Source organism: Phocaeicola coprocola, assembly GCF_041333015.1.
GTDB lineage: Bacteria > Bacteroidota > Bacteroidia > Bacteroidales > Bacteroidaceae > Phocaeicola > Phocaeicola coprocola.
On the sequence record NZ_JBGKGM010000001.1, the window covers coordinates 128,237 to 148,164 of the forward strand.

The following is a 19,928-nucleotide window of genomic DNA, read 5'->3' on the forward strand; positions in this document are numbered from 1 at the left end:
TAGCTGTCCGCTCCTTTTATTTTTATAAGTACCTAAAATTTATATCCAAAAGTTGCAAAGATTCCCAAGTTGCGAGGTCCTTTTTCCCACATACGGGCCAATCCGAATTCACCTTCTACACCTACAATATAATGACGGAAATCCAAATTTATACCAGCCTGTATACCTGCATCGAAACGACGGAGACCGTCCCAGATTTTGATATCTCCCACACACGCATCATTAAACGTACCCCACGATGAAGTAACATCATCTGCTTTCTGTTCGGTTTTACCCACTATTCCACAACCAATATATCCACCTCCAGAAATAATCACATCAAAATTCTTTGGGGTTCCGATATGGAAAGCTGCCAATAACGGCATTTCAAAATAATTCTGATTAACGGTTTGTTTGGTATCGTTTACCAATGAATATTTTGCACCTTTGGAAGTCCAGTTAAGACCAGTCTGAAAAGACACCCAACCTGTAAGAGGGATATCTACACCTACACCTATCCGCTGATTAAACAAAGCTTTTGCAGATCCGAATCCATCTCCCATCCATGAAGAGGCACCCAAACCAACTTTCACGTTCCATACCGGTGCTTGAGCATTAACAAGCATAGCCGATATCATACACAAGACTAAAAGATACAGTTTTTTCATATTTCAGACTTTTTTGTTAAGAAATCACATCTATTCTGCCAGCAGCGCATCCCAATAAAGGATTCAGTGCAAACTCCTAAAAACAAATATAGGAATATAACTAAATATTGCAATCAAAAGAAGGGAAAAAGAATTGAAAAACAACGATAATGGCTAAAATATCCGACATTTTTACATCTGTCTGTTTTTATAATACAATAAAAAAGCCTCCCGCATGCTAGTTCATGCGAGAGGCTTTCAGTATATTCATAGAATTTTATTCAACCGTTCTGATTAAAACTCATAATCGATACCGATTGAGATATTTTCTCCATCCAAAGTAACACCAAAGCCATCAGCTCCTCTGAAATAATCATCACGATAACCGGCAAAACCTACTTTGGTAATGAAGCTGAAGCTATCATTCAACTTAATAGCGAGCCCTGGTTTCAAACCTATTTCAAATCCATTTACAGAATCTCCATGCTTAGGTTTTGATGTAGAGAAGCCCATTCCCATATCTATAAACAAACGTACTATCTTATTTTCATAGAAAGAATAACGAGCATATGGAGCTATGGCAAAACTGTTAATATGAGACGAAACCTTTTCATCTCCCACATCATAATGTGTTCCTTCATGAGAAAAAACAACTTCGCCACCTACAGCCCAACGCTCATTGAAGTTATAACCAAAATCGGGTGAGATAGAGAATGAGGTTACATCGGCATCACAGTCTCTCCAAAGGCTGATACCACCACCCAAATACATCTCCTGTGCATATGATGACAAAGCGGCCATCATTACAACTACAATCATTAAAATCTTTTTCATAATTACATAAATTAGTTAGTTATTAAATAATATGTCTAGTATCCGTTTTCTTAGTTTTATCCATTCTTATGACGGTTAGCACGTCGACGACGGTATTCAGCTTTCATCTTTGCAGAGCCTGAGCCATGCAATCCGGTGATATACGTTTTCTTCTTTGCCTTTGTCTTTACCTTATCTTCTTTTTTAGCGGTAGAAGGCTTGCTGCCTTTAAAGACAATTCCTTCGGTCAATATCTTTTCTATATCCATACAATGATTTTCTAAAATGATTCTTAATTTATTTTTTAGGAACTAATTTCACATGATTTCCAGTCTTTGTACAGACCAGTGTGCGCTTCAGCAAGTTACCGGTTTTCATATCAAAAAGAAGTCCCGGATTAAGGTGCTGTCCATTTATTCTGATCTCAAAATGCAAATGTTCGGTTGTAGCTCGTCCTGTACGTCCCGTTAGAGCAATAGGTTGGCCAGCCTTTACAGTATCTCCCGCTGCCACCATATTCTTTGAATTATGACTATAAATGGTTTCGATTCCATTGTCATGACGTACAACTATCACTTTGCCATATCCACCATAATGTTTAGCCATACGCACAACACCATCGAAGACACAACGGATAGTATCGTTGGCACAGGTTTTAATATCCGAACCACTATGTCCTCCACGAGCACCGTATGCCGATATAACCTTTCCTTTCGGAAGAGGGAAACACCACATCGAATCGGACAAGTTTTCCAGATGAATCTCAAAACTATTTCCGTTTGCAAAAAGCTCCGGAGTCTTTACACGAATGTGATTACGCTCCATTACCGAAAAAGATCGTACAATCGGATCGGACGCATACATCAATGACATACACCCTATCCATCCTAAAAGCAATAAAACGACGTGTATTCTTAGTTTCATCATTCGAAATATACTATTTTCACTTCCTGAGCCTCAGCAAATTCTTTTAGTAAATCGACCATATAAGTTACATTTTCTTCCAGTCCTTCGCTTCCACTATATCCATTCATTATAGCAAGCAGGTGTGTAGTACCTTCGCTTATTTTGGTCCGTTCGTTATCGCTGGTAGGAGTACCTACACCACCTACAGCATCACGATATACAGGCATGCCTTCGATATTCAGTTCTCCTCGGCCTATTCCTTCGTAAGGTTCTCCCGCTTTTCCTATACCTAATACCAGACGGTCACCTTGTATTTTATCCAGATCAAATCCGCCAATGGAATGTCCACTGTATATGGAAGCCAGATTAATCAAATCGACCAGGGTATCTATCTGATACAAAGGAATACCCCTCCTCAATATACGGCGACACAAGGCTTCTGAAGAAGGACGATAGCGACTGGGGTCTTTTCCACATTTTTTATAAGCCTGCCGGGTTGCCTGAATGGCCGGCATTTCTTTGATGGAGTCGGTGGTATATTTAGAACGGTATAACACAGTAAACTCGTCAATACGTTTCCACAATTCCTCATTATAGGCAGTATTTTTTACAGTTGCAAAAACAGCTGCTCCCCGAAACTGCGGCCAAGCCTGTTTCAGCTCTTCAGATACTTCTATCACTAAATTCTTCATTGTATACTGATTTATTATTTCTAAAAACAAAAGCCTCCAGACAAATATAAGTCAGGATTAAACCGATTTCAACATAATGCCTGACAAAATACGTCCCGAAGCTATACCTTGCCTGCGTGCCGAGAAAAAATCGGCATTTTCTTTCCACGTACAAATACCACTTAGCTCTATATTTGATGGGAGTACACCAAAATCAAGCAGCTGCATACGGTTTGCTTCCCACAAATCAATATGCCACTTTTCCTGACGCGATGCTATACGCTGCATATCGAATCCCTGCTGTTCGAAGCAAGTATAGACCTCATCACCTACCTCAAAAGCTTCCAGTGATATGCTAGGACCTATACAGGCTACAACATCCTTCCCCTGTGTTCCATACGTACGGTTCATTACCTGCAACGTTTCGGTTATGATACGTGCTACCGTACCTCTCCATCCTGCATGTATGGCAGCAACCACACCCTGCTTTGTATCGAAACACATTACCGGAACACAATCGGCAGTCGACACACAGATACACTTGCCAGGAACGTCAGTAACCAACGCATCCACACCTTCCAGCAAAGAAGCCCGCAAACTCTCCGGCTGTTTACAGAATTCTCTATCAACAACCCGAACCTCTGCACGATGTACCTGATGTGGAATAACCAGTTCTTTCTCTGTACCAGGTAATAAAGAGCACAGCAGACTTCTGTTTTTCAATATGTTCTCCATAACATCGCCGCAATAGTTGTTGCAATTAAACGAAGCATATTCTCCTGTACTATATCCTCCGTGGCGAGTTGTAGAGAAACAAAAAATGCCGGGGTACGATTTCATTAAACCATACTCCAACATTCTTTTATCTTCTGAATAGTGAATCATTACTTCTGTGGTTCGTCGTCCCAATCTATTTCCTCGTATTCGTAGTCGAAATCTTCATCGTCGTCAGCATCTTCATATTCGAAATCGAAGTCTTCATCTTCACCCATATCCTTCAATTCCTGCTGAAGCTTAGTAACATCTTTTGCACGATGCACAATAGACGCCTGACGAAGTCCTTCCAGGCGGTTACTGTCTTTATTCAATTCCTCCCACAATATATCTTTCAACTGCTGAATTCCGATATTGGCAACAGAAGAAATAAATACATAAGGTATATTTTCAGGCAATGTAGGTGTCAGCATTTCTATCAGCTCTTCATCCAGCATATCACATTTAGTGATAGCAAGTACCCGCTGCTTGTCAAGCATCTCCGGATTGAACTTAGCCAGCTCGTTCAGCAAGATATCATATTCACGGCGAATATCATCAGCATCACCGGGAACCATAAAGAGCAACAACGAGTTACGTTCAATATGCCGCAGGAAACGAAGTCCGAGCCCCTTACCTTCACTTGCACCTTCTATAATACCCGGTATATCTGCCATCACAAAAGACTTGCCTTCACGATAAGAAACGATACCCAGGTTCGGTTCCAGTGTAGTAAACGGATAATTGGCTATTTTCGGACGCGCAGCCGAAACTGTAGATAGAAGAGTGGATTTTCCGGCATTCGGAAAACCGACCAGACCAACATCTGCCAATAGTTTCAATTCCAAAATAACAGTCATTTCCTGCATCGGCTCACCAGGCTGTGCAAAGCGTGGAGCCTGACGGGTTGCCGTACGGAAATGCCAGTTTCCTAAGCCTCCACGACCACCTTTCAGCAGAATGACTTCTTGTCCGTCGTCAGTAATATCGCATACATATTCGCCTGTTTCTGCATTGTAAACGACAGTACCGCACGGCACTTCAATAACCTTGTCTGCACCATCTTTACCGAAACTTTTGTTCTTCGAGCCATTACCACCATGTTCAGCAAACACGTGACGCTCGTACTTCAGGTGTAGCAAAGTCCAGTAATTGCGGTTTCCCCGCAAGATAACATGACCTCCTCTACCACCGTCGCCACCGTCAGGACCTCCGTTGGGCATATACTTTTCACGGCGCATGTGTACCGATCCGCGCCCTCCCTTACCGGAGCGGCAGTAGATTTTTACATAATCAACAAAATTCGATTCAGCCATAATATTTCTTTGAAAAATTAAATGAGTCAACCGCCTGTCTGACGGTTTTACTTAATGCAATCGAGATTGCACTGTCTGTTACAAAAAAGAGAACGAGAAACCTCCAAACGGAAGTTTTCTCATTCTCCGTTTTTCATATCTTCAATTAGAGTTTATCGATAGCAGAGCAAATATCTGCAAAGATACCATCCATAGAACCCAAGCCATTGATGTGGCAATATTTGCCATCATTCTTGTACCAGTCAATCAGAGGAGCAGTCTGAGAATGATAAACTACCAAACGTTTCTTGATAGTTTCTTCATTATCGTCAGCACGACCAGATTCCTGTCCACGTTTGATCAGACGAGTCATCAGTTCATCTTCCGGAACTTCCAGGTCAAGCATGATAGAAACTTCCTGACCGCGTACTTTCAACATTTCTTTCAAAGCTTCTGCCTGAGCGATTGTACGTGGAAAACCATCGAAAATAACACCTTTGCTATCCTTGAAGCTATCGAATACGCTAGCCAGGATATCTATCATCAAAGCGTCTGGAATCAACTGACCGTTGTCGATATATCCTTTGGCAGTTTTACCCAGTTCTGTACCATTCTTGATTTCTGCACGCAAAACGTCACCAGTAGAGATGTGGTTCAAACCATATTTCTCTACGATACGAGCACTCTGAGTTCCTTTACCTGAACCCGGTGCGCCGAAAATTACAATGTTCAACATCTTTATTACCTTTTATTTTAATTATGAATAATTATTCTATCACAGTATAAATATCACGATAGTTTCGTCCCAGTCCGTCGTAGTCAAGTCCATATCCTACGATAAAGTCATTAGGAATGTTCATTGCCACATAGTTAATGTCAAGCTCAACCTTCAGCTTATCCGGCTTAACCAGCAATGTAGCAATTTTAATGTCTTTCGGACCGCGGGCACGCAATGTTTCTACCAGCTGCTTCATAGTCAGTCCCGTATCGACAATATCTTCTACAATCACCACTGTACGTCCCGTGATATCATCACCCAAGCCAACCAGTTCTTTCACTTTACCGGTAGAAGAAGTACCTTCATACGAAGCCAGTTTTACGAAAGAAACCTCACAAGGCATAGTCAAGTGCTTCATCAGATCAGCCGTAAACATGAACGAACCATTCAACACACTTATGAAAAGCGGATTGGTTCCCGACAAATCACGATTGATTTCATCTGCTACACGAGCCACTTCCTTCATTATTTGCTCCTCAGGAATAAAAGTCTTAAAGCGTTTATCTTTGATCTGAATTACACTCATAATATATAAGTTTATAAAATTGGGACAAAAATACGAATTATCCCTCAAACTTCTATACTTTTTTCGTACTTTTACCGACAAATAGCTATTTAGAAAAAAGATGAAAATACTTAGTTGCACTCAGCAAAAACAGGCGGACGCATATACAATCGCCCAAGAAAACATACTTTCCATCAATCTGATGGAAAAAGCAGCCTCGCTGCTAACTGATGAAATTTGCCGTCGTTGGGATAAATCTCACCGAATAATCATATTTGCAGGCTCTGGAAACAACGGAGGAGATGCCGTTGCCGTAGCACGCATGCTGTTCCTGAAAAATTATACAGTAGAAGTATATCTGTTCAATATCACCGGAGTCTTGTCGGACGATTGCATGAAGAATGTACAGCGCCTGCAAGAATGCGGATTCCCTAACTATCACGAAATCAGTAACAGCTTCGACCCACCTCAGCTGACAAAAGATGACATCGTGATAGACGGACTTTTCGGTTCAGGACTGAACAAACCGTTAAGTGGTGGATTCGCATCGGTAGTGAAATACATCAATGCTTCACAAGCTACGGTTGTATCCATCGACCTGCCTTCCGGATTGATGGGAGAAGACAACTCAAACAATATCCGCCAGAACATCATACGGGCTGACCTGACATTAAGTATCCAGTTGCCGAAACTGTCTTTCCTGTTTGCCGAAAATGAAGACATCGTAGGCGAATGGAAAGTACTGGATATAGGCATCAGCAAAAACTTCATAGAAGAAGCCTCTACTCCGTACTTCATCACCGAAGCAAATGAAATACGCCAGCTGATCAAGCCTCGCAGCCGTTTCGCACATAAAGGCAATTTCGGACATGGCCTGCTGATTGCCGGCTCATACGGTATGGCAGGAGCTTCCATATTAGCTGCCCGTGCATGCATGCGTTCGGGTATAGGCTTACTGACAGTTCATACTCCTGTCCGCAACCATGACATTGTACAGACCAGTGTACCCGAAGCAATGGTACAAAACGATGTACACGAACTCTATTTTGCCGAACCCGTAGACTTGGATAACTTCCAGGCACTGGCTATCGGTCCGGGAATCGGTCAGGAAGAAGAAACCGCACTCGCTACATTCGACCAGCTGAAAGAATGTTTCATTCCTCTGGTTCTCGACGCTGACGCACTGAACGTATTCAGTACACACCGTAATTACCTGAACCGGATTCCGAAACGGACAATCCTGACACCGCATATCGGAGAACTGGAACGTATTATCGGAAGATGCAACAACAGTTTCGAACGTCTGACCAAAGCCAAAGAGCTTTCTGCCTATCTGCAATGTTACATTGTACTGAAAGGAGCTTACACTGTAGTTATTACCCCCGAAGGCAACTGCTACTTCAATCAGACAGGTAATCCGGGTATGGCAACAGGAGGAAGCGGTGACGTACTGACCGGTATCATCCTCGCCCTGCTGTCGCAAGGATATTCACAGGAAAACGCTTGCCGTATAGCCGTATACGTACATGGTCTGGCAGGTGATATTGCCCGCAACCGTGTAGGAGAAATCAGCCTGACAGCAGGCGATATCATTGAAGCCCTACCCGAAGCATGGAAAAACATTACAGAAACTAAATAACAAACCATTATGAACAGAACGATTATTGCATTGGGATTGTTGGCATGCTCAACACACATTGCAGCACAGGATGTAAATATATACACACCGGGCACAGACGAAGGCATTGTATACTTTCTGCCTAAAACAGCTCTGGAAGTAAATATTATAGCCACACGCATAAGCTATCAGCCGGGAGAGCTATGCCAGTATGCCAATCGTTACCTGCGCATGAACAATGTAAATCCTCAACCGGAAACATACTGGGAAATCAAACAGATTGACGTTCGCTCTATCGGAGTTCCCGATTCTACCAAAGCATATATCATCAAGCTGAAAGATAAAAGCACCTTATCAAATATTGAGCTGACAGAAAGCGGGATAGCCAAGGCTATAAATACCACTTTTCCTAAAGAATACGAACAGCAGCAAGGATACGAACTGGAGAAACCTCTTCCACATGAAAGTACACGCAAGTACATGACAGAAGAGATCCTGATGGCAGGTTCGACAGCGAAAATGGCAGAACTGACAGCTAAGGAAATTTACAATATCCGCGAAAGCAAGAATTTGATCTTGCGAGGACAAGCTGACACCATGCCTAAAGACGGAGCTTCACTCAAGCTGATAATGGACAATCTTGACAAACAGGAAAAGGCACTTACACAAATGTTCGCCGGAACAACCGATCGCGAAGACAAGGTATTTACCGTACTTGTTACTCCGGAAGACAATACAAAAGATAAAATCGTATTGCGTTTCTCACGCCTGTTAGGAGCCTTGTCTACCGACAATCTGGCTGGTGATCCTATATATATCAGCATGAGCAGTACAGCTCCTATACCAGCTCCGACCGATGACAGCAAGAAGAAAAAGAAACCAGAGGGAGCTATCTATAACATTCCGGGCAAAGGAAATGTTTCTGTAAGCTACCAAGGGAAAAAATATTTCGAAAAAGACCTTCCTATTACTCAGTTTGGTTCTACAGAGGTTTTGGTAAATGAGCTTTTCAACAAGAAAATAAACACACGAGTAGTGTTTAACCCCGAAACCGGAGCAATTCTGAAAATAGATAAAGACTAACTAGCAGTCGTTATCCTGAAATAAATAAAACCGGCAGGATTCTGTTCATTCAGAAATCCTGCCGGTTTTATTTATTTCAGTCAGTTAACTACCCTGATAGTTACTTGATATTAGCTTCTTCCAGCTTATATCCAAATTTCTTGTCGGCTACCTTCAAAGCGAAAGCAATAATCAGCGACAATACTGCGATACCTGTAAATATACACATCGGTAATGTATAGTCGTACAGATTAGCTCCATTTGCCTTTCCTACCACACAATACTTATCCAATACGATACCAATCAATGTCGGTATTCCCCACAATCCGATATTCTGAATAAAGAATATCAACGCGTACGCAGTACCCAACTGGTGAGCAGGGAATATTTTAGCAACCGAAGGCCACATAGCAGAAGGTACCAGCGAGAAGGCAATACCCAGCACAATCATCAATACGATAGCAATCCAAGAGCTTGTAATGAAAGGCAACGCATATATACAGTGTACAGCAATCAGCATAGCTGCACCAAGCATCATGATAGAAGCAGCTTTTCCTCGCTTGTCTACCATACCACCAAACACCGGAGTAAGGAACAAAGCTCCTAAAGCAGGAAGTCCGGCAAAGAATCCGGCAACACTTTCATCAATACCATATTTACTGATCATCAGCTCGGAAGCAAATTTCTGGAACGGGAATACGCATGAGTAAAACAATACGCAAAGCAAGGCTATCAGCCAGAATCCCGGATTAGAAAGAATCTTGGCAACATCCTTGAATGAGAATTTTTCTTCCGGAGAATTATCAACTTCAGCTTCAATCTGGCGATCCAGTTTCTTATCAAGAACAGAGAAAGCAAAGAAAGCTATCAATCCACCGATCAGACAGATCAGACCCACCAGCACCGGAGTTGTAATCTCGTACGCACGTGCCATCGGAATAGCAACTGCATAAGCGGCCTGCGAACCTACACGTGCCAGCGCAACCTGTACTCCCATGGCTGTTGCCATTTCTTTTCCGCGGAACCATTTGGCAATCATCTTCGTTACTGTGATACCTGCTACTTCAGCTCCTACACCAAAGACAGAATAACCAGCCGATGCAACAAACACGCTTACTTTATATCCCAAAATTGTGCCTGTAGCATCTGCCATACCCGTCATAGCATAATACTCCAGTCCTGTACCCAATACCATCAGAATAGTAGCCAGCTTTCCGGTAAACCGAATACCAAAACGGTCAAGAATCAGCCCACCCCATATCAGCATCAAAAAGAAAACATTCAGGAAGCTATAAGCTCCGGTAAAAAGTCCGAACTCACTACTATCCCACTTCAAATCGGTTTCAAGCATCGTCTTCAGCGGTGCAACCACATCGTTCACATAATATGCCGCCATCATCGTGAAGGCAACAATTGCCAGCGCTCCCCAGCGAATAGCCCGGGAATCATTCAGTTTTTTAAGATTCTGTTCTTTCATCTATTTTTTATCTATTTTTTATATATTTCTTAAAAATGCGACAAAGATACGTTTTTTTTCATCGTTTCTATTTCATTTTTCAAAATATATTCTAACTTTGTAACAGAACGTAACACACATTATATAAGTAAAACGCGTGCAAGGTTCATTACAATTTTAATTTACCAACTAATAAAATCAACCATGAAAAAAACAAAACTTACGGTTCTCTGCGCCATAATGAGCGGAAGCCTATTATTTTCTTCCTGCATCGGTTCTTTCGGACTGTGGAGCAAATTGAAAGATTGGAATCAAGGACTTGGCAATAAATTTGTAAACGAAATCGTATTTTTGGCTTTCCACATCGTTCCGGTGTACGAAGTTGCTTATTTTGCCGATGTACTGGTTTTGAACTCTATTGAATTCTGGTCAGGTTCTAACCCTATAGCACAGGTAGGCACTGAAAAGACAGTACAAGGAGAAAACGGAGAATACCTGGTACGTACAAATGCCGATGGCTATACCATCATCAAGAAAGGTGAAGAAGACAAACCTTTAGATTTGGTTTACAACAAAGAAAAACGTACATGGAACGCCGTTGCCGACGGACAGACATTCGAACTGATAACCATGAATGAAGACGGCACTATTACATTTAAGCAGAAAGACGGCACTCCGATGACCGTTACTCCTGACATGATGGGTATGTCAGTTGCGAGAGCAGCTCAAAACAATTCATTATTCTTTGCAGCAAGATAACTTCCAAAAGAAACAAAATCATAACAAAAACGCAGAACTGTCATAAAGATAAGTTCTGCGTTATTTTTTATGCCCAACAGACTTCAGGCAACAGATATGAAGCCAACCAGCCAAAACATACCCTGTCCAGACCTATCAATATCTCATACAAAAAAATAAAAGCAGCCTCTCCACCACGGAGAAGCTGCTTCGTTATTATAATTTAGGTGTATAAAGTCTTTATTATCTGCTTGTCATTAGCACTGAGCCAATTTACCGTCTGAACCCAATACGTTCAAGATTTTATGCTTGTACATCTTTTCCATGTTATCACGAGCAGGACCAAGATATTTACGTGGGTCGAATTCTGCTGGTTTTTCAGCAAATACCTGACGGATAGCAGCAGTCATTGCCAAACGAGAGTCAGAGTCGATGTTGATCTTGCAAACAGCTGATTTAGCAGCTTTACGCAATTCTTCTTCAGGAATACCGATTGCAGCATCCAATTTACCACCGAACTTGTTGATAGTATCAACTTCTTCCTGAGGAACTGAAGAAGATCCGTGAAGAACGATAGGGAATCCAGGAAGTTTTTCCATAACTGCATCCAATACTTCGAATGCCAAAGGAGGAGGAACCAAACGACCTGTAGCTGGATCAACGTGGCACTGTTCTGGTTTGAACTTGTAAGCACCGTGAGAAGTACCGATTGAGATAGCCAAAGAATCGCAACCTGTACGAGTAGCGAAGTCGATAACTTCTTCAGGGTTAGTATAAGTGTGGTGTTCAGCGCAAACTTCATCTTCTACACCAGCCAATACACCAAGTTCGCCTTCTACTGTTACATCGAACTGATGAGCGTATTCAACAACTTTCTTAGTCAAAGCTACGTTTTCTTCGTATGGCAAGTGAGAACCGTCGATCATAACTGAAGAGAAACCTAAGTCGATGCAAGATTTGCACAATTCGAATGAATCTCCGTGGTCAAGGTGAAGAACGATTTCAGGATGTTCGCAGCCTAATTCTTTAGCGTAAGCTACAGCACCTTCTGCCATGTAACGCAACAAAGTCTGGTTTGCATAGTTACGAGCACCTTTAGATACCTGAAGAATAACCGGAGATTTTGTTTCAACAGCTGCTTTGATGATAGCCTGCAACTGTTCCATATTATTGAAGTTGAATGCAGGGATAGCGTATCCACCTTTGATTGCTCTGGCAAACATATCTCTAGTGTTTACCAAGCCTAATTCTTTGTAATTAACCATTGTTGTAAATTTTATAATTGTTAGTGATTAAATTCCATAGGCAAAGTTACAAAGAATTGTAACAAATCTTCCTTTCATTGCATGAAAAAAGTGCTCCACTCATGAACATTTTGACCTAAATCATCGGCCATTTCACTCAAAAAGCATTGGATGTAAAGTGTATATTACAAATTTTACAGACTCATTCTGCTTTCTCTTCCGGAAAATCAACATCCGTTTTTTCGGCCATCCGCCAGCTTCTTACACCTTATATTATATAATAACAGTACAATGCAGTCAGTGGTCATCTTTCAAAACTACAGCAAGTTAAATAAAAAATTATGCAAATCATTTTCTATTTCAAAGAAAAGCAGTATCTTTGCAACCCGAAACAGACCATTACACACTATATATTTTGCAGTGTTACCACATATAGCAAATAATAACAATAAAAGTATATACTGAAATGAAAAAAGGCATTCATCCTGAAAACTACCGTCCGGTAGTATTTAAAGACATGTCAAACGGTGACATGTTCTTGTCACGTTCAACTTGTGCAACAAAAGACACAGTAGAATTCGAAGGCGAAACTTATCCTTGTGTTAAGTTGGAAATCTCTAGCAGCTCTCACCCGTTCTACACAGGTAAGTCTAAATTGGTAGACACTGCAGGACGTGTTGATAAGTTCATGAGCCGCTACAACCGCATCAAGAAGTAATCATTACTTGCAGAAATATAAAATCGGGCGTTTCTTTCACGTGAGGAACGCCCGATTTTATTTTTACCGTCACACAACTTATCAGCATATCATATCAAAAACTTCAGCATATTTTGAGAAAAACATGCTGAAGTTTTCTGTAAAATTCGTACAAATATTCCACAAAACTTGCTGACGTTTTTTCAATACCTCCCAGCTTTACCAGCAAGCCTTAAAGAAAGCCACTAAATTCTTAGAGATTATCCTCTCTATCCATACCCCTGAAAAACAAATCAGGTATTGCCGAAACCATCCGAACGAACGGCCTCAACAATACCCGAACATGAAAATATAAGATTTACAGCAAATATTACTTAGTATCCTTTGCACGTATTTCTACACGACGAATCTTACCGCTGATTGTCTTCGGAAGTTCATCTACAAACTCGATAACACGTGGATATTTGTAAGGAGCTGTCACACGTTTTACATGATCCTGCAATTCCTTTATCAGCTCCGGACCGGCTTTCTGCTTGTAATCCTTTGCCAATACAATCGTAGCTTTTACTACCTGACCGCGAATTTCATCGGGTACACCTGTTATGGCACACTCTACTACTGCCGGATGGGTCATCAAGGCACTTTCTACTTCGAACGGGCCGATACGATAACCGGAACTCTTGATTACATCATCCGCACGGCCTACGAACCAGTAATAACCATCTTCGTCACGCCATGCGACGTCACCGGTATAATAAACTCCGTCGTGCCATGCTTCGCGAGTCAGTTCTGCATCACGATAATACTCTTTAAACAATCCCAGCGGTTTTCCCTTATCGGTACGTACAACGATTTGTCCCTGTTCACCATCTTCGGCCGAACGTCCGTCGGGTGTAAGCAGGTCGATATCGTACTGCGGATTAGGAACACCCATACTGCCTGGTTTCGGATCCATCCATGGGAAAGTAGCAAGTGTAAGAGCTGTTTCTGTCTGTCCGAAACCTTCCATCAGACGAATACCTGTAATCTTCTTGAAAGTTTCGTAAACAGAGTAGTTCAATGCTTCTCCCGCCGTAGTACAATATTCCAGTGAAGACAAATCGAATTTGCTCAGATCCTCACGAATCAGGAAGCGGTAGATAGTAGGAGGTGCGCACAATGAAGTAATATGATAATCGTGTATCTTCTGCAAGATATCGGCAGGAGTAAATTTCTCATGGTCGTACACAAAGATATTTGCTCCGGCAATCATCTGTCCATACAGCTTACCCCATACAGCTTTTCCCCATCCGGTGTCGGCAATAGTAAGATGCAGACTGTTTTCATGAAGATTATGCCAGAAACTTCCGGTAGCAATGTGTCCCAACGGATAAGTAAAATCGTGTGCCACCATCTTAGGTTCTCCGGTAGTTCCTGAAGTAAAATACATCAGCATAATATCATCGTTGGTATTTGCATGTTCAGGACGTACAAAAGGAGCTGCACTTTCCATTCCTTTATGGAAGTCTTCAAATCCTTCCGGATATTCAGGACCTACACTGACGAGCTTCTCTACGCTTGGACATTCAGGCATTGCATCCAGAATATGTTTGGTAATGACTTCTTCTCCCGCAGCAACAATCATTTTGATAGTAGCGGCCTTGCAGCGGTAAACGATATCTTTCTTAGTCAGCAGGTGGGTAGCCGGAATCACTACTGCCCCTATCTTGTGAAGGGCAATGATAGAGAACCAGAATTCATAACGGCGTTTCAGAATCAACATCACCTTGTCGCCATGTCCGATACCCAGACTCTGGAAGTAAGAAGCCGTCATATCGGTATATTTTTTCAAATCGGCATAAGTAAACTGAATATGTTCTCCTTTATCGTTTGTCCAGAGAAGAGCGTTTTTATCCGGACGCTCGGCAGCCCATGCATCTACTACATCATAACCGAAGTTAAAGTTTTCGGGCACTTTTATTTTGAAGTGCTTTATAAAATCCTCTTGTGAGGTAAAGCTAGTTTGATCTATAAATCGTTCTAACATATATCTTTTGCTTGTTTTTACTAGTTGTTTGTATTGTTATTGCATTACTACAGCCAGGAATTTTACAGTTTTTCCATCCAGAGCCAACATTCCGTGAGGCTTGCTTGAATCAAAATACAGACTGTCTCCCGGATTCAATATCAACTCCTTACCATTGATATTCAACAGCATACGTCCCTCTATCACCAGGTTGAACTCCTGTCCTTCGTGGGTATTGAAATATACCGGTGTATTTTCCGGCTTCGGTTCTACCGTTACAATAAACGGATCAGCCTTACGTCCCTTAAAACCAGAAGCAAGCGACTGATATTTATATGCCTTAGTACGTTCTACGGATACACCTGTTCCACGACGGGTAAGAAAATAAGATTTCATCTTAGGTTCTTCACCAAACATCAGTTCGTCTAGTGTAATACCGTATTTTCGTGCTATCCGCTGCAAAACACTTACAGAGAAGTCGCACTCACCCGACTCAATAGCCTGGTACTCCTCTACCGTAAAGTTACAGTCGGCTGCAACTTCCTCTACACTCAAATCCAAAGCGTCGCGCAAACCTTTCAAGCGTTCGGCTATCTGCTTAATTTGTTCATCCATATCTTATATGCTTTTTTAAATTGATTGCTGTTTTAATCCAAATATAAATAATCGTAATGCACCAGCGATCGCTGTCCGTGCATGCCTAGCATTTCGCGTGCTTCGGCAGAATCCACCCCGATACGTCCTACTCCTATCTGACGTCCGCGCGCATCCATTATCTTTACAATATCATCCTTTTCAAACTCTCCTTCAATAGAAACGACTCCAACCGGAAGTATACTTACAGCCTTCTTTCCCTTCACAGCCTTAACAGCCTGTTCGTTCAGATGCAGTTCGCCTTTGGCAAATCCTTCACTATGAGCGATCCATTTCTTTACGCTCGAAACAGCTTCAGAAGAAGGCACAAAACGAGTACACACGGTTTCGTCTGGATGCTGCAGCAAATCCAGCAGAATGTTGTCTTTCTTTCCGTTGGCGATAATGACAGTAATCCCTTCATCGGCTACCTTGCGGGCAATAGTTGTTTTGGTAAGCATGCCTCCTCGGCCAAAGCCCGACTTTTCTGTCTGAATGTAGTCGGACAAATCTTTCCCTTGCTCCACTTCACGTATCACCGAAGTACCCGGCTGCGAGGGCGAGCCATTGTAGATACCGTCGATATTACTCAGAATTATCAGCGCCTGGACATCCAGCATAGAAGCAATCATGCCCGAAAGCTCATCATTATCCGTAAACATCAGTTCGGTTACAGAGATGGTATCATTTTCGTTTACAATAGGTATCACTCCACTTTCCAACATCACACGCATACAATTCCGCTGATTCAAATAGTGGCGACGAGTAGAGAAGCTCTCTTTTGTGGTCAACACCTGTCCAACGGCAATGCCGTGCTCACGGAACAATTCATAGTAGCGATTAATTAATTTGGCTTGCCCCACAGCAGAATACAGCTGACGCTGCTGCACACTGTCGAGTTTTCGTGATACTTTAATCTCACTTCTTCCCGAAGCGACTGCACCTGAAGAGATAAGCACTACCTCTACTCCCGCTTTACGGAGCTCAGCTATCTGGTCCACCAGCGCCGACACACGAGTTACATCCAGTGTTCCGTCGCGGCGGGTAAGCACATTGCTTCCCACTTTTACTGCTATCTTTGTAAACTGAAATGCCATAATAAACTTCCGTTTCTTTTCGTCCGGCAAATATAACTTTTTACTTCGTAATGCAAGCGAATAGCCTGAATAAAATATAAATTTGTTACTTATTGACACATATCAAGCCAAAATAAAGAGAAAATCAGTACCTTTGCGTGACAAAAAATTAACACATTATTTAATATGGTCAAAGCTATCTTCTTCGACATAGACGGAACATTAGTATCGTTCAATACTCATTCCATCCCAGAGTCCACCCAAAACGCATTAAAACAATTGCGGGAAAAAGGCATCAAAGTATTCATAGCCACAGGACGTCCTAAAGTTCTGATGATGGATGCGGTAGGTCATTTGCCCTTCGACGGATTCATTACTCTGAACGGAGCGCATTGTTTTACTTCCGATCATCAGGATATTTATAAAGGAAGAGTACCCGAAGAAGATATCGAACGCCTCATCAATTATCACCAACAACATCCGGAAACTCCGTTCGTCTTTGTACACGATGATGAATGGTTTATTACGAATGTCAATGAAGCTGTAAAAGATGTAGCCAAGCTAATTGAAATCAGTCTTCCTCCCATACGCCCGATAGAAGAGGCACGTAATAAGGAAATCTTACAAATCATGGGGTATTTCAAGGAAGATCAGGATCTGGAAGTATTCCGCAATGTCCTGACTCATTGCGAGCCAATGCGCTGGTATCCGCTTTTTGCCGACATCATAGCACGTGGCAACAGTAAGAGTAAGGGGATAGATCACGTGCTGGAATATTATGGTATCGACCTGAAAGATACAATGGCTTTTGGAGATGGAGGAAATGATATTCCGATGCTCGGACATGCCGGTATTGGCGTAGCAATGGGCAATGCTTCTGATGAGGTAAAAGCCGCCGCAGACTATGTAACGACTTCAGTTGATGAAGACGGCATTATGAATGCACTGAAACATTTCGGAGTATTATAAAAAAACAGCGGCATGAGAACATAAAACACATGCCGCTGTTTTTTCAAAGTGGATCCTTACAACCAAAGTTTCGCCAGATAGTCGTAATGACTGCCTTCCTTTATAATCTGAGCATGGAAGCCATATTGTGAGACATAAGCAGAAAGGGTATCGAAATCCACATACAGCCAGTCGAACGAATCGCCTTTCACTTGTTTATACTGCATTTGAAAATCTATCTCACCATAATAATCGGCTGCAAGATCGAGCACATAACTGCCGTCTTCGTCTTCATACAGATATTTCAAATCACTGGAATCTAGCAAGATACATCCACCAGGAGCCAGTAACTGCTTCATTCTTGCACAGAAAGCAGGAATATTCTTTAACTTTCCAATAATTCCGGAACCGTTCATGAGCATCAGAATCGTATCAAACTGTCCGGTAAAATGTTTATCAAACAGATTGACATGAAGAGCATTCAACCCGCGTTCCTGCATGGCCTTCACCGATAGAGGAGATATATCAATGGCAAGACTCTCCTTACCCATTTCCTTAAGAGCCAGCGAATGGCAGCCGCTTCCGGCTCCTACATCCAGAATTTTACCCGTTGCCTGCTGCAAGGCAATCTGTTCCAGTTCCGGCATCGATTCGTATGTACGAAACAAACCGGCTACGGGAATTTCATCTTCATCAAACTGAGAAGAAAACACTCTCAGACGTCCCGCCTTGCCATACTTGAGATAATCGTAGATGGCAGCTCCCATCGGATCTTTTCCTTCGGATAATAAATTCAAGTCCATAATTTCAGATCATTCATTTTTTATATATATCCCTACAAAGATACAAAAAGAGTATCATATCATGCAAAGATGACTATTTATTCATTCTGTTTACATAATTTAAGAATAAAACAAAATAATCCACAAAAACTGTATATTATTTCAATATAATCTGTATATTTGCACCCAATTAAAGAATAATTATACACAATGAAAAGTAAGAACAGCCGACTTGATTCCATTAAAATGATTATCTCAAGCAAAGAGATAGGAAGCCAGGAAGAGCTTCTCCAAGAGCTGGCAAAGGAAGGTTTCCAACTGACGCAAGCAACTCTTTCACGCGACTTGAAGCAACTGAAAGTAGCCAAAGCAGCCAGCATGAATGGAAATTATGTATATGTATTGCCCAACAATACCATGTACAAGCGTATGACTGAACCACATTCCGCTTCCGAGATGCTCCGCCAGCCCGGATTCGTATCTATTGAGTTCTCTGACAATATTGCGGTCATCAAAACACGCCCGGGATATGCCAGCAGCCTTGCTTACGATATCGACAACAATCATTTTCACGAAATCATAGGAACAATTGCAGGTGACGATACCATTATGCTTATTGTCCGCGAAGGCTGTACCCGCACCAGCGTAAAACAAGCACTGGCACATGTAATACCGAATATAAACCTTATAAAATAAAGAAACAAAAAACAAAATGGATACTAAACAAATAGATGTTATGGTAGCCGACGCCTCACATGAGGTATACGTTGACACAATACTAGATACAATTCGTGAAGCAGCCAAAGTGCGCGGAACAGGTATCGCAGAACGTACGCACGAATATGTAGCTACAAAAATGAAGGAAGGAAAAGCTATCATCGCTTTGTGCGGCAACGACTTTGCAGGATTTACTTACATTGAATCGTGGGGAAACAAACAATATGTAGCTACGTCGGGACTTATCGTACATCCCAAATATCGTGGATGCGGACTTGCCAAACGTATCAAACATGCATCATTTACTCTGGCACGTCTGCGATGGCCGAAAGCTAAAATTTTCAGTCTGACATCCGGAGCAGCTGTCATGAAAATGAATACAGAACTGGGATATGTTCCTGTTACTTTCAATGAGCTTACCGACGATGAGTCGTTCTGGAAAGGATGTGAAGGCTGCATCAACCACGAAATTCTTGTCGCTAAAAAGCGTAAATTCTGTATCTGTACTGCCATGCTTTACGATCCGGCTTTGCACACAGACGACAAAGTAACCAACTTTTAAACATACACATTAAATAAAGAATATTAATACAGAAAAAGAGGCT

General features: G+C 41.9%; 22 protein-coding genes. 7 read left to right on the plus strand and 15 right to left on the minus strand.

Features of this window, described 5'->3' with window-relative positions; all coding sequences use genetic code 11:
• Positions 1-32: 32 nt before the first annotated feature.
• The 9 genes from ACDG22_RS00410 to hpt all read right to left on the minus strand — a co-directional run bounded on the left by ACDG22_RS00410 (position 33) and on the right by hpt (position 6,368).
• Positions 33-647 carry a porin family protein gene (locus ACDG22_RS00410; protein WP_007571075.1) on the minus strand — a complete coding sequence of 205 codons (615 nt, stop codon included), beginning with the start codon at positions 645-647 and terminating at the stop codon, positions 33-35.
• A 273-nt stretch (positions 648-920) separates the two neighbouring features.
• Positions 921-1,460, minus strand: coding sequence for an outer membrane beta-barrel protein (locus tag ACDG22_RS00415; RefSeq protein ID WP_270668842.1), 540 nt, complete (start codon positions 1,458-1,460; stop codon positions 921-923).
• Positions 1,461-1,516: 56 nt separating this feature from the next.
• On the minus strand, positions 1,517-1,708 hold the full coding sequence (locus tag ACDG22_RS00420; RefSeq protein ID WP_007571078.1) for a hypothetical protein: 192 nt from the start codon (positions 1,706-1,708) through the stop codon (positions 1,517-1,519).
• A 28-nt stretch (positions 1,709-1,736) separates the two neighbouring features.
• Complete coding sequence (locus ACDG22_RS00425) at positions 1,737-2,312, minus strand: M23 family metallopeptidase (RefSeq protein ID WP_239466345.1); 576 nt, start codon at positions 2,310-2,312, stop codon at positions 1,737-1,739.
• Positions 2,313-2,362: 50 nt separating this feature from the next.
• Positions 2,363-3,037, minus strand: a complete 675-nt coding sequence (locus ACDG22_RS00430; protein WP_270230059.1) for a B3/B4 domain-containing protein — start codon at positions 3,035-3,037, stop codon at positions 2,363-2,365.
• 57 nt (positions 3,038-3,094) lie between these two features.
• A complete protein-coding gene (gene pgeF / locus ACDG22_RS00435) occupies positions 3,095-3,901 on the minus strand; it encodes a peptidoglycan editing factor PgeF (RefSeq protein ID WP_007571081.1) in 807 nt (268 codons plus the stop codon).
• A complete protein-coding gene (gene obgE / locus ACDG22_RS00440; RefSeq protein ID WP_007571082.1) occupies positions 3,901-5,085 on the minus strand; it encodes a GTPase ObgE in 1,185 nt (394 codons plus the stop codon). Before obgE ends, pgeF begins: the two co-directional genes overlap by 1 nt.
• A 145-nt stretch (positions 5,086-5,230) precedes the next feature.
• Positions 5,231-5,800, minus strand: a complete 570-nt coding sequence (locus ACDG22_RS00445) for an adenylate kinase (protein WP_007571084.1) — start codon at positions 5,798-5,800, stop codon at positions 5,231-5,233.
• A 31-nt stretch (positions 5,801-5,831) separates the two neighbouring features.
• Entirely contained in the window at positions 5,832-6,368 is a 537-nt protein-coding gene (gene hpt, locus ACDG22_RS00450) for a hypoxanthine phosphoribosyltransferase (RefSeq protein WP_118483653.1), read from the minus strand.
• A 100-nt stretch (positions 6,369-6,468) separates the two neighbouring features.
• Between hpt and ACDG22_RS00455 the strand changes: the two genes are divergently transcribed.
• Both ACDG22_RS00455 and ACDG22_RS00460 read left to right on the plus strand, forming a co-directional pair.
• Positions 6,469-7,986 (plus strand): NAD(P)H-hydrate dehydratase, encoded by a 1,518-nt coding sequence (locus tag ACDG22_RS00455; RefSeq protein WP_270672537.1) that lies wholly within the window; start codon positions 6,469-6,471, stop codon positions 7,984-7,986.
• Between the two features lie 9 nt (positions 7,987-7,995).
• On the plus strand, positions 7,996-9,048 hold the full coding sequence (locus ACDG22_RS00460; RefSeq protein ID WP_204462185.1) for a DUF4831 family protein: 1,053 nt from the start codon (positions 7,996-7,998) through the stop codon (positions 9,046-9,048).
• A 100-nt stretch (positions 9,049-9,148) separates the two neighbouring features.
• Here ACDG22_RS00460 and ACDG22_RS00465 read toward each other — a convergent pair whose 3' ends face one another.
• Positions 9,149-10,504, minus strand: coding sequence for an MFS transporter (locus tag ACDG22_RS00465; RefSeq protein WP_204462186.1), 1,356 nt, complete (start codon positions 10,502-10,504; stop codon positions 9,149-9,151).
• 183 nt (positions 10,505-10,687) lie between these two features.
• On the opposite strand from ACDG22_RS00465, the gene ACDG22_RS00470 reads away from it, so the two are divergent.
• Positions 10,688-11,242, plus strand: a complete 555-nt coding sequence (locus tag ACDG22_RS00470) for a DUF3332 domain-containing protein (RefSeq protein WP_007571094.1) — start codon at positions 10,688-10,690, stop codon at positions 11,240-11,242.
• A 236-nt stretch (positions 11,243-11,478) separates the two neighbouring features.
• Here the strand turns inward: ACDG22_RS00470 and ACDG22_RS00475 are convergent, their stop codons facing one another.
• The gene (locus ACDG22_RS00475; protein ID WP_007571096.1) at positions 11,479-12,486 is read right to left on the minus strand and encodes a class II fructose-bisphosphate aldolase; all 1,008 of its coding nucleotides are present in this window, start codon (positions 12,484-12,486) and stop codon (positions 11,479-11,481) included.
• 445 nt (positions 12,487-12,931) lie between these two features.
• Between ACDG22_RS00475 and ACDG22_RS00480 the strand changes: the two genes are divergently transcribed.
• The gene (locus tag ACDG22_RS00480; RefSeq protein ID WP_007571099.1) at positions 12,932-13,183 is read left to right on the plus strand and encodes a type B 50S ribosomal protein L31; all 252 of its coding nucleotides are present in this window, start codon (positions 12,932-12,934) and stop codon (positions 13,181-13,183) included.
• Positions 13,184-13,532: 349 nt separating this feature from the next.
• Here ACDG22_RS00480 and ACDG22_RS00485 read toward each other — a convergent pair whose 3' ends face one another.
• From ACDG22_RS00485 to proB, 3 genes are read right to left on the minus strand one after another with little or no spacing between them, the layout of a single operon-like run.
• Entirely contained in the window at positions 13,533-15,188 is a 1,656-nt protein-coding gene (locus ACDG22_RS00485; protein ID WP_204462188.1) for an AMP-binding protein, read from the minus strand.
• A 36-nt stretch (positions 15,189-15,224) separates the two neighbouring features.
• Positions 15,225-15,782, minus strand: a complete 558-nt coding sequence (locus tag ACDG22_RS00490) for a helix-turn-helix domain-containing protein (RefSeq protein WP_022126210.1) — start codon at positions 15,780-15,782, stop codon at positions 15,225-15,227.
• Positions 15,783-15,814: 32 nt separating this feature from the next.
• The gene (gene proB, locus ACDG22_RS00495) at positions 15,815-16,897 is read right to left on the minus strand and encodes a glutamate 5-kinase (protein WP_370858747.1); all 1,083 of its coding nucleotides are present in this window, start codon (positions 16,895-16,897) and stop codon (positions 15,815-15,817) included.
• Positions 16,898-17,062: 165 nt separating this feature from the next.
• Between proB and ACDG22_RS00500 the strand changes: the two genes are divergently transcribed.
• Positions 17,063-17,845, plus strand: coding sequence for a Cof-type HAD-IIB family hydrolase (locus ACDG22_RS00500; RefSeq protein WP_022126208.1), 783 nt, complete (start codon positions 17,063-17,065; stop codon positions 17,843-17,845).
• A 56-nt stretch (positions 17,846-17,901) separates the two neighbouring features.
• On the opposite strand, the gene ACDG22_RS00505 is transcribed toward ACDG22_RS00500, so the two are convergent.
• Positions 17,902-18,627 carry a class I SAM-dependent methyltransferase gene (locus tag ACDG22_RS00505; protein ID WP_177593952.1) on the minus strand — a complete coding sequence of 242 codons (726 nt, stop codon included), beginning with the start codon at positions 18,625-18,627 and terminating at the stop codon, positions 17,902-17,904.
• A gap of 189 nt (positions 18,628-18,816) precedes the next feature.
• On the opposite strand from ACDG22_RS00505, the gene argR reads away from it, so the two are divergent.
• Together argR and ACDG22_RS00515 are read left to right on the plus strand one after the other, a co-directional pair.
• The gene (gene argR, locus ACDG22_RS00510; RefSeq protein ID WP_007571602.1) at positions 18,817-19,302 is read left to right on the plus strand and encodes an arginine repressor; all 486 of its coding nucleotides are present in this window, start codon (positions 18,817-18,819) and stop codon (positions 19,300-19,302) included.
• 16 nt (positions 19,303-19,318) lie between these two features.
• Positions 19,319-19,885 carry a GNAT family N-acetyltransferase gene (locus ACDG22_RS00515; protein ID WP_007571606.1) on the plus strand — a complete coding sequence of 189 codons (567 nt, stop codon included), beginning with the start codon at positions 19,319-19,321 and terminating at the stop codon, positions 19,883-19,885.
• Positions 19,886-19,928: the final 43 nt, after the last annotated feature.